11 protein-coding genes are annotated in these 8092 nt (G+C 59.5%); all 11 read right to left on the reverse strand.

Going from position 1 to position 8092, the window contains the following annotated elements:
• Position 1 precedes the first annotated feature (1 nt).
• Positions 2-793, reverse strand: coding sequence for an ABC transporter substrate-binding protein (locus ACFFAR_RS18205; protein WP_375508225.1), 792 nt, complete (start codon positions 791-793; stop codon positions 2-4).
• A 289-nt stretch (positions 794-1082) separates the two neighbouring features.
• A complete protein-coding gene (locus tag ACFFAR_RS18210) occupies positions 1083-2180 on the reverse strand; it encodes a TIGR03118 family protein (RefSeq protein ID WP_174362850.1) in 1098 nt (365 codons plus the stop codon).
• A 351-nt stretch (positions 2181-2531) separates the two neighbouring features.
• Positions 2532-3458 (reverse strand): LysR family transcriptional regulator, encoded by a 927-nt coding sequence (locus tag ACFFAR_RS18215; RefSeq protein WP_062171536.1) that lies wholly within the window; start codon positions 3456-3458, stop codon positions 2532-2534.
• Positions 3459-3554: 96 nt separating this feature from the next.
• Positions 3555-4574: a DJ-1/PfpI family protein gene (locus ACFFAR_RS18220; RefSeq protein ID WP_174362849.1), complete on the reverse strand. Its 1020-nt coding sequence runs from the start codon at positions 4572-4574 to the stop codon at positions 3555-3557.
• Between the two features lie 22 nt (positions 4575-4596).
• Positions 4597-5346: a CbtA family protein gene (locus ACFFAR_RS18225; protein ID WP_174362848.1), complete on the reverse strand. Its 750-nt coding sequence runs from the start codon at positions 5344-5346 to the stop codon at positions 4597-4599.
• Between the two features lie 13 nt (positions 5347-5359).
• Positions 5360-5569 carry a CbtB domain-containing protein gene (locus ACFFAR_RS18230; RefSeq protein ID WP_062003739.1) on the reverse strand — a complete coding sequence of 70 codons (210 nt, stop codon included), beginning with the start codon at positions 5567-5569 and terminating at the stop codon, positions 5360-5362.
• A gap of 48 nt (positions 5570-5617) precedes the next feature.
• Entirely contained in the window at positions 5618-5962 is a 345-nt protein-coding gene (locus ACFFAR_RS18235; protein WP_062003339.1) for a nitrile hydratase accessory protein, read from the reverse strand.
• Between the two features lie 2 nt (positions 5963-5964).
• Positions 5965-6606, reverse strand: a complete 642-nt coding sequence (nthA, locus tag ACFFAR_RS18240; RefSeq protein WP_375508226.1) for a nitrile hydratase subunit alpha — start codon at positions 6604-6606, stop codon at positions 5965-5967.
• A gap of 30 nt (positions 6607-6636) precedes the next feature.
• Entirely contained in the window at positions 6637-7380 is a 744-nt protein-coding gene (gene nthB / locus ACFFAR_RS18245) for a nitrile hydratase subunit beta (RefSeq protein ID WP_174362846.1), read from the reverse strand.
• Positions 7381-7403: 23 nt separating this feature from the next.
• Positions 7404-7907, reverse strand: coding sequence for a DUF1097 domain-containing protein (locus ACFFAR_RS18250; RefSeq protein ID WP_062003336.1), 504 nt, complete (start codon positions 7905-7907; stop codon positions 7404-7406).
• 24 nt (positions 7908-7931) lie between these two features.
• A complete protein-coding gene (locus tag ACFFAR_RS18255) occupies positions 7932-8066 on the reverse strand; it encodes a GTP-binding protein (protein WP_375508227.1) in 135 nt (44 codons plus the stop codon).
• Positions 8067-8092: the final 26 nt, after the last annotated feature.

The following is an 8092-nucleotide window of genomic DNA, read 5'->3' on the forward strand; positions in this document are numbered from 1 at the left end:
CTTAGCTGCCGTACACGTCGAAGTCGAAGTACTTCTTTTCAAGCTTCTTGTACGTACCGTCCTTGATGATCGAGGCAATCGCTTTGTCGATCTGTGCCTTCAGGTCGGTGTCTTCCTTGCGCAGGCCGATACCCGCGCCGTTGCCGAGAATCTTTTCATCGACCAGATCCTTGCCTACGAAGTCATAACCGGCGCCGCGCGGGGTCTTCAGGAAGCCCACGTCAGCCTGCACTGCATCCTGCAGCGCTGCGTCCAGACGACCAGCCAGCAAGTCGGCATACACGCCGTCCTGGTTCTGGTACGGCGTAACCGTCACGCCCTTCGATGCCCAGTAGGTCTTGGCATAGGTTTCCTGGATGGTGCCTTGTTCCACACCGACCGTCTTGCCCTTCAGGCCATCAGCCGTCGGCAGGATGCCGCTGCCCTTCTTCGCGATCAGGCGCGTCGGCGTATTGAACAGCTTGCTCGAGAAAGCGATCTGTTCGGCGCGCTGCGGCGTCATGGACATCGACGAAAGCACGCCATCGAACTTCTTGGCCTTCAACGCCGGGATCATGCCGTCGAAGTCGTTTTCCACCCATACGCACTTCGCCTTCAGGCGCGCGCAGATTTCATTGCCGAGATCGATGTCGAATCCGACCAGCTTGCCATCCGGACCTTTCGATTCGAACGGGGCGTAGCTGGCGTCGACGCCGAAACGGATGGTCGAGTAATCCTTCGCATTGGCGGTGACGGAGGTGATCGATGTGACGGCAAGCAGAGAGATCGTCAAAGCCGCGAGCAGTTTTTTCACTGTTTTTACTCCAAAGGTGGTCAGTACGTCCTGGACAGGTTGGTGTCCAGGTTCGTCCGGCGCGAGGCCCCTCACCGCCGGACGGCTTGCATTCCGCGGATTGTGTCCGCAACAGAATCGCAGCAGGTTACCAAGCCAAAAAAATATGGGAGTTAGTGAAAGCCCCGATAGTAAATCTCAAGACCGTTGATTGACGGGCCTTTTCAGGCTGTGCAGGTAAAACGGTAATATTTGTTTGGGGTAAATCGTTGCCGCCGGTTGTCGGCGGCAACGACGGTTCCCGCTCTGCTTACTGCGCATCGATACGGCCGTAAATGCCGGTGGCCGGGCTCGGACCGGCTGCAAAGAACAGTGTGTTGGTCGGCTGGCTTGCGGCGTTATTGCCGAACGACATGCCCCAGATGCCCGTTTGCCTGATCGGCGTGCCGTCCGCCTGCGTCAATGCGCCGAGAAACGCGCCGCTTGTCGGGTCGAACGCGTTGATGGTGCCGTCGCCGAAGTTGCCGATCAGCAGGTCGTTGCTCACCGCGCCGAAATTGGCCGGCGCCATCGCGATACCCCAGGGCGAGTTCAGCGCGCCGCCCGAGGCGATGCGCTTGATGAAGTGGCCATCGGTATCGAAGGTATCGATCACGCCGTTGCCTGCGCCGTTGACCTGTCTAGAGCCATCGGTGCCTTGCTTCGCATACGTTACGGTGACCGTCGTGCCCGTCACGTTGATGCCGAACGGCGCAAAACCCGCAGGCAGCGACGGGTCCTGGAAGCTGCCGGCAAGCTGGACCTTGTTGAAAGTCTTGTCGAAGACATCGACCTTGTTGTTGTGGAAGTCGGTCGCGTACAGGAAATTGCCCGTCGCGTTCTTGCCGATTGCGAGGCCCTTGTAGACCGCGGCGCCGGCGCCGTCATCGAAGCCGATGACAGCAGTGGTCGGCAGGACCTTGGGCGACCAGCCCGCGATGGTGCCCGCTTCCGTCGCCCACATGAACAGCGCGTTGCTCGTGGCGCCGTTCGCGCTGATCTGGAAGTCCGTGCTCGTGTTGAACACGATGCCGGTCGGGCCTCCCGCGCGGCCGTTCGCAGCGGCCGGAATGCTGACCACGAGCGATTGCGGCACGCCGTTGCCGTCGTACAGCGTGGACTTGCTCGTGGCGTTGTCCGATACCCACATCACACCCGTCGGATTGAACGCGATGCCCCAGCCGTTTTGCAGATTGGCGTCGGTATGAGCGGCCGGCGTGCTGCCGTCGGAGACGAGCAACGTGGTCTTGAATGGACCCGTCACCGCCGCGTTGTTGTTCGAGTTGGAATCGCTGCCGCCACATGCTGCGAGCGTTGCAACGATGAGTCCAAGCATCACGGACAAGGCAAGCTTTTGCTTAAGTTTCATTGGAATTTTCCTCTTGGCGCGTATGAGTGATGTCCGCCGGTCGCTTCTTTTTTGAAAGCACGGCCGGCAGACGACATGGATTCGCCGGAGACGGGCGCCGTCTGCCTCCGCAGCCGGTTGCCTGTCTCCTTCAAGCGTCCGAACGTCTCACTCTGAACGCGCGCATCGAATGATTTATTCCAAAGTATTTCCACCGGAATGATATAGGGTTTCCTAACTAATAATCGTCTTGACTGGTGTTCGACGGAGCACCTAAACGATCAAGCTTGTGGATTATTCCGTGATCGCGCGAATATTTTTTGTCGGGAGACGGAATAAATCCTTAGGCGGACGTGGAAGATTTTTTAGTGGCTAAGCGTTGTCCTCGAGCGGCACGCCGGTCAGCGACACGAGAAAATCAAAAAACGCGCGGACCTTCGCCGGCAAATGATGACGCGACGGATAAGCCGCATAAAGCGGAAAAGTTTCATCGGCCCAGTCGGGAAACAGGTCGATCAGCCGGCCGCTTGCGAGCAACTGCTCGACACCGAGTGCCAGCACCTGTGCAATGCCATGACCCGCAAGACACACGCCGTGCATGGTGCCGACGTCGTTGACGCTAAGCCGGCCGCGCGCTGCGATGACGACCTTCTTCTTCCCGCGATGAAACTCCCACGGAAACGGCCGGCCCGTTTCGGGGTCGCGAAAGTTGATGCAGGTATGCGGCTCGCGTTCGAGGTCCACAGGTGCGAGTGGCCGCCCGTACTTCTTGATGTACCCTGGCGACGCCACCGTGATGATGCGTGTATCGAGCAGCTTCCTTGCGATCAGTGCAGACTCGCGCGGTTCGCCGAAGCGCACGGCGAGATCGAAACCGTCGGCGACCATATCGCCGAGTTGATCGCGCGTGATCAGATCGAGTTGCAGTTCCGGATACTTCTCGACGAACGCACCCAGCCGCGGCCCGAGAAAGAGACGCGAGAAAAACGGATCGATATTCACACGCAAGCGTCCGCGCACGGCGCTCGCGCCAAGCGACGCCGATGCCGCCGCCTCTTCAAGCCCGCTCAGCAACGGCACGATTTGTTCGTAGAAACGGCGGCCTTCGTCGGTGAGCGTCACCGAACGCGTGGTCCGGTCGAAGAGCCTGATGCCGAGCCGCGCTTCGAGTCGCGCAACGGAACGGCTGACGCCGGACTGCGACATGTCGAGCGCCTCGCTCGCAGCGGCGAAACTGCCGCTGTTGACGATCGCACTCAATACGCCCATGCCGTTCAGTATTTTTTCGTCGAAGCTCATTGGCATGCCTTCCGGTCATCAATTCAGTGGAATGCATGCTAGCGCGAAATGAATGGAACAGGGCCGCTCGTCGCCCCGCGTGGCCGTACCCGCTGATCAAACCTTCTCGGACACCCGGTCCCTTTTCGAACCACTTTCGGCATTGCCCAGATCGTTGGACCGGAACCGCTGGCGGTATTCCATCGGACTGATATGCAGGCGCTTGCTGAATGTGCGCCTGAGCGTATCGGCGTTTTCGAAGCCGCAGCGCCGCGCGATCACGGATACGGCGTGGTCCGTGCTCTCGAGATAACGCCGGGCGGCATCGATACGTGCGTCGTTGAGAAACGCGATAAGGCTGACGCCACATTCCTTGCTGAAAACCCGTGAGAGATTGCGCGCGCTCATGTTCAGCCGCTGGGCAAGCGATGTCATGGTGTGCGGCAGATGAAGATTGTCGAGCAGGTACTGCCTGACGGGCTGGATCTGCGAATCGGCCGCAGCCTGGGTTTCGAGCAGCGGACTGAACTGTGATTGACCTCCCGCGCGCCGGACATACACGATCAGATACTTGGCGACATCCAGCGCCATCTTTTTGCCGAAGTCCTCCTCGATCATCACCAGCGCCAGGTCGATACCCGCTGTCACGCCCGCAGTCGTATAAATTCCTTCGTCCTTGACATAGATCTGGTCGGGTTCGACATTCGCCTTCGGGAACATGGTGGCGAGGCGCGCTGCGTCCATCCAGTGAGTGGTGACGGTACGGTTGTCGATCATGCCTGCCGCACCGAACGCGAAGACGCCGTTGCAAATCGCGGCGATACGGCGGCTGAGACGGCGTTGCCTGACGAGCCACTCGCTAAGCGTGGAATCTTCCAGCACTTCGAAGATGCCGAGGCCGCCAGGGATGATGACCGTATCGAACTGCGGGCACGGGTCGAAGATCGTCCTGTCGGGGACGACCGTGAGGCCGCTCGATGACCGTACGGAACCGCGAGTGGTCCCGACTGTCAGCATCTCGTACTCGCATTCCCCGTGACTCAGGATGCGAACTTCGGCGAACGCATCCTTGGGGCCTGCGATATCAAGCAACTGAAAGCCGGGAAACAACACCATAGCGACGGTGATCTTGCGCATACGCAGTCCCAGGATTCGACGACTAACCGTTTGAGTAAGCCCGCGGCATGGCTTGCCGCGACGACACGCTGTGCAGGCTTCGCTCTGCGAGGGCTCCGAATAAAAGCCCCAGCGCAGTCCACATGATCACCTGCATTCCGAAGGCCGCCAGGCGAAATTTCCAGAGCAGCACCGCGGGGAAAGCGCTTGGCACTTCATTGATTGCGGGCATCGCAATCTGCACGGCGGCGATGACCACGACAAATAGTGCACCGCCAATAATAGACGCGTTCCAGGCGCCAAGCCGACTTAGCGCAGCGCGTCGAACGCCAAGCGAAAACACCATCGCTGCCAGGGAAATGGCAATCATCAGGAAGTAGAGACCGGTCCTGAAGCCGATCGTCTCCGGGTCCCCGACCGATGGTGGATTAGCCGGATACTTGATCCCGGGCACAACGACCAGGACAACGAAGCCGCCGAGCGCGATCAGTGCGGACAATGGTTTCGCGCCAAGCTTGCCGACCCGGCCGATCATCGCGGCAAAGCTTAGTGCGAATAATCCGCCTATCGCCGCGCCATACGCAAGCACTCCCGTGAGCAATCCGATGCCCGCCTGCGTGTGACGGCTGACGAGTTCGGGCTCGGGCGCTTCGCCTTTGGCTTCATCCGCTTTTTGCTCGAACGATATCGCCTGATCGACTTGCGGCTCGCCTGCGATCTTTGCAAAACTGAAAGTCAGCAAGCCGGCGGCGATTCCCGCAAGCATGCCGCGCACCAATAATTTACCGACCATGGGACGCTCCTTGTCAGTGGCAGGGAAAGCCGAGCAAATGCCGGCCGTCGTGGACAAATTCATGCACGTACATTCCCGGAACCAACGATGTAGCGCCTTCTTCCGCGCCGACAAAGTAGATGGCAAGAAGCATGATCAGGCCGCCAAAAATGGCCCACGGCATCAGTTCGCGAACGGGTAGCGGCGAGGGGAGTGCAATCGGATCGAGTACAGCTTCGTTCATCATGTGAATCTCCAGAGGGCGTGAGCCCGGATGTGAATAAGTGATCGCTCAGGCGCCGGCATCTGCGAATACCGCATCGATCTGCGCCATTTCGGAAGCCGACAGCACGCCTGTCTCTATGAGCGTTTTTTTCAGTGCGACAAAAAAGCGTTCGTAATAGTCCCAGCGCGGTTGCCCCTCGCAATAGCCGTCCTCCCATTGCGCAATGGATTCGATCAGGTTCTGCCGGAAGGCTTCCCATTCGAAATAACCGGCCTTCGATAACGACAGCGCAAGGCCGAAGACTTCGCGTTCCCAGGGTTTGTCGAAGAGAAACTTGCCTTGCAGGCGTGGCGGCGAATCAGGTTGGCCGAGCATGCTCGACGCGGCGTATTCCTCGAAGCGCGTGAACATGATCAGGCCGCAACCGATGCTGCGGATAATGGCGAAGGCACGAGCGCCACGCCCATCATCGCTTCCGGCGTGATGAGGGCAGCCAGTTCATCTTCGCTCATGCCGTCCGTTCCGGCGGGTCGTTCGGGTATGACGAACCATCGGATCTGCGCGCTGCTGTCCCAGACCTTGACCTCCGTTTCCGGCGCGACAGGAACGCCGAATTCGCGCAGCACCGCACGTGGTTCGCGCACGCCGCGTGCACGGAACACAGGGTCCTTGTACCAATACGGTGGCAAGCCGAGGACCGGCCATGGATAACACGAGCACAGCGTGCAGATGATCAGGTTGTGCACGCCGTTGCCGTTTGCGACCGCCGCCATGTGCTCGCCTTCGGCGCCATCCATGCCTTGCGGGAGTTGCATGGACGCAATGGCTTGGGGTGTGTCGTCTATCAGGAGTTGCTTGAATGCCGGGTCCACCCAGGCGCGCGCCACGATGCGTGCGCCGTTGAACGGTCCCGCAATCGTTTCGAAATGGCCGAGCACGGTGTCGACGGAATCGCTGCCGAGCACACCTTTCTCGATCAGCAGCGCCTCCAGCGCGCGAACCCTTGCTGCACTCGCGGCTTCGCGTTCATCGTCGTATTTGAATAGTTCGCTCATGTTGTCGGTTCCTGGCTCATGGTGAAGATGTCAGTCGGAGGCAAGCAGATAGGCGTCGAACAGATCGGCGTAGATGGTCGTGTTGGGCTCGCTTTTCTCCTTGCCCCAGATATCCGCCGCATCGAACGCCACGCGATACACCGGCATCGCGTGACCGATTCCGTCTGGTCCCGTCGACACGAAGTAGGAAAATGCGCCGGGATAAACGAGATCCACCGTTCCTTCCTTGTTGCGCAAATACCCCGGCAGCCGCGTGTGATCCACCGCGTCGGGGTCGGCCACGCGCACGCGCGCGCCTGCTGCGAAACGCGGCGCCTCCTTGAACTCGTGGAAGCCCGAGTCGCCTTTCACCAGATACGCGTTGATTTGCGTGGCGATCGCTGGGTTGGGTTGATCCGGAAGTGCAGCTTGCGGATTAGCGCGGAAATGGCGAGTCTTTTCGTCGAGCTCGTCAGCCGATACATAACCTTCATCGATGAAAAACTGCGAAATGCCCATCAGCCACTTCTCGTAGTAACGATATTTGAAGTACTCGAACGGCTGCATCCCTTCGGCGCCGGTACGCAGGGACGCCCATGTCCACGTGTTCTTGAATGCAGTGGGCAACTCGGCGATGGGATAGCGTGGCAGCGCGTCAGCGAGGTGCGTGCTCTCGGCCATCATCACGGTGTGGATGCCGAAGATGCGTTTCTCCCATGGCTGCACGAACACATTCGTTTCCACATTCACCGGGCCGAGATTCTCGAGTCCGCCGAGGTTGTGCTGGAGTTTCATTCTCTACTCTCCTTTCCGTGAAATCAGTTGAGCTGCGGTTCGGGCTTGCGCGTAAGCGCATCGCCGAGCACTTCCGAGACGATGCCGAACAGCGCACCGGTAATCAGCGCGGCCGCGGCGACGAGCGCAGGATTGTGAATGCCCGCAGTCGTGATGGCCTTGCCCGTTGCTACCGTGGTGCCGACCGTCGATGCAAAGCCCCACACCACCGCAGGTAGAACGTTGAGCAACTTGAGCTTCGATGCCTGCACCATTGCCGCGCTGCCTACGCCTACGCATATAGCGGCGATGATGGGTGTCTGTGCCGAGCTTGCGATCGCGAGCAGCGAGAGCGATGCAATGACAAGCCCGACCAGGTTCGATGCAACGCTCTGAACGAACCCGGCTGGCCCGCCGCCGACCACGAAGAACGACGCCCACGCGATAAACGTCACCCATACCGGGACTGGAAAAACGGTGGCGGTGACATAAGTGTCGACAACAGCCAGGACACCGATGCTAAGCGTGAACGCTTCAGACTTTTTCATTGCAGGCTCCTTGAGGTTAGAGATTCACGACGGGCAAAGACAATCTGCGAACGCTTTCCGAAGACGTGGCATATCCAGATCGCGGCCAATGAAAACAAACTTGTTTTCACGCGTTTCATCCGCACGCCATACGCGGCCGGGGCGCGCTTCCAGAAGCATATGAACGCTATGAAAGTGAAACTGGC

The organism is uncultured Caballeronia sp., assembly GCF_964243625.1.
GTDB lineage: Bacteria > Pseudomonadota > Gammaproteobacteria > Burkholderiales > Burkholderiaceae > Caballeronia.

Bases quoted from the DNA above. Each gene is read 5' to 3' on its own strand.
- ACFFAR_RS18210 (WP_174362850.1), bottom strand. From the start codon at position 2,180: ATGAAACTTAAGCAAAAGCTTGCCTTGTCCGTGATGCTTGGACTCATC.
- ACFFAR_RS18215 (WP_062171536.1), bottom strand. From the start codon at position 3,458: ATGAGCTTCGACGAAAAAATACTGAACGGCATGGGCGTATTGAGTGCG.
- ACFFAR_RS18220 (WP_174362849.1), bottom strand. From the start codon at position 4,574: ATGCGCAAGATCACCGTCGCTATGGTGTTGTTTCCCGGCTTTCAGTTG.
- ACFFAR_RS18225 (WP_174362848.1), bottom strand. From the start codon at position 5,346: ATGGTCGGTAAATTATTGGTGCGCGGCATGCTTGCGGGAATCGCCGCC.
- ACFFAR_RS18230 (WP_062003739.1), bottom strand. From the start codon at position 5,569: ATGAACGAAGCTGTACTCGATCCGATTGCACTCCCCTCGCCGCTACCC.
- ACFFAR_RS18235 (WP_062003339.1), bottom strand. From the start codon at position 5,962: ATGTTCACGCGCTTCGAGGAATACGCCGCGTCGAGCATGCTCGGCCAA.
- nthA (WP_375508226.1), bottom strand. From the start codon at position 6,606: ATGAGCGAACTATTCAAATACGACGATGAACGCGAAGCCGCGAGTGCA.
- nthB (WP_174362846.1), bottom strand. From the start codon at position 7,380: ATGAAACTCCAGCACAACCTCGGCGGACTCGAGAATCTCGGCCCGGTG.
- ACFFAR_RS18250 (WP_062003336.1), bottom strand. From the start codon at position 7,907: ATGAAAAAGTCTGAAGCGTTCACGCTTAGCATCGGTGTCCTGGCTGTT.
- ACFFAR_RS18255 (WP_375508227.1), bottom strand. From the start codon at position 8,066: ATGCTTCTGGAAGCGCGCCCCGGCCGCGTATGGCGTGCGGATGAAACG.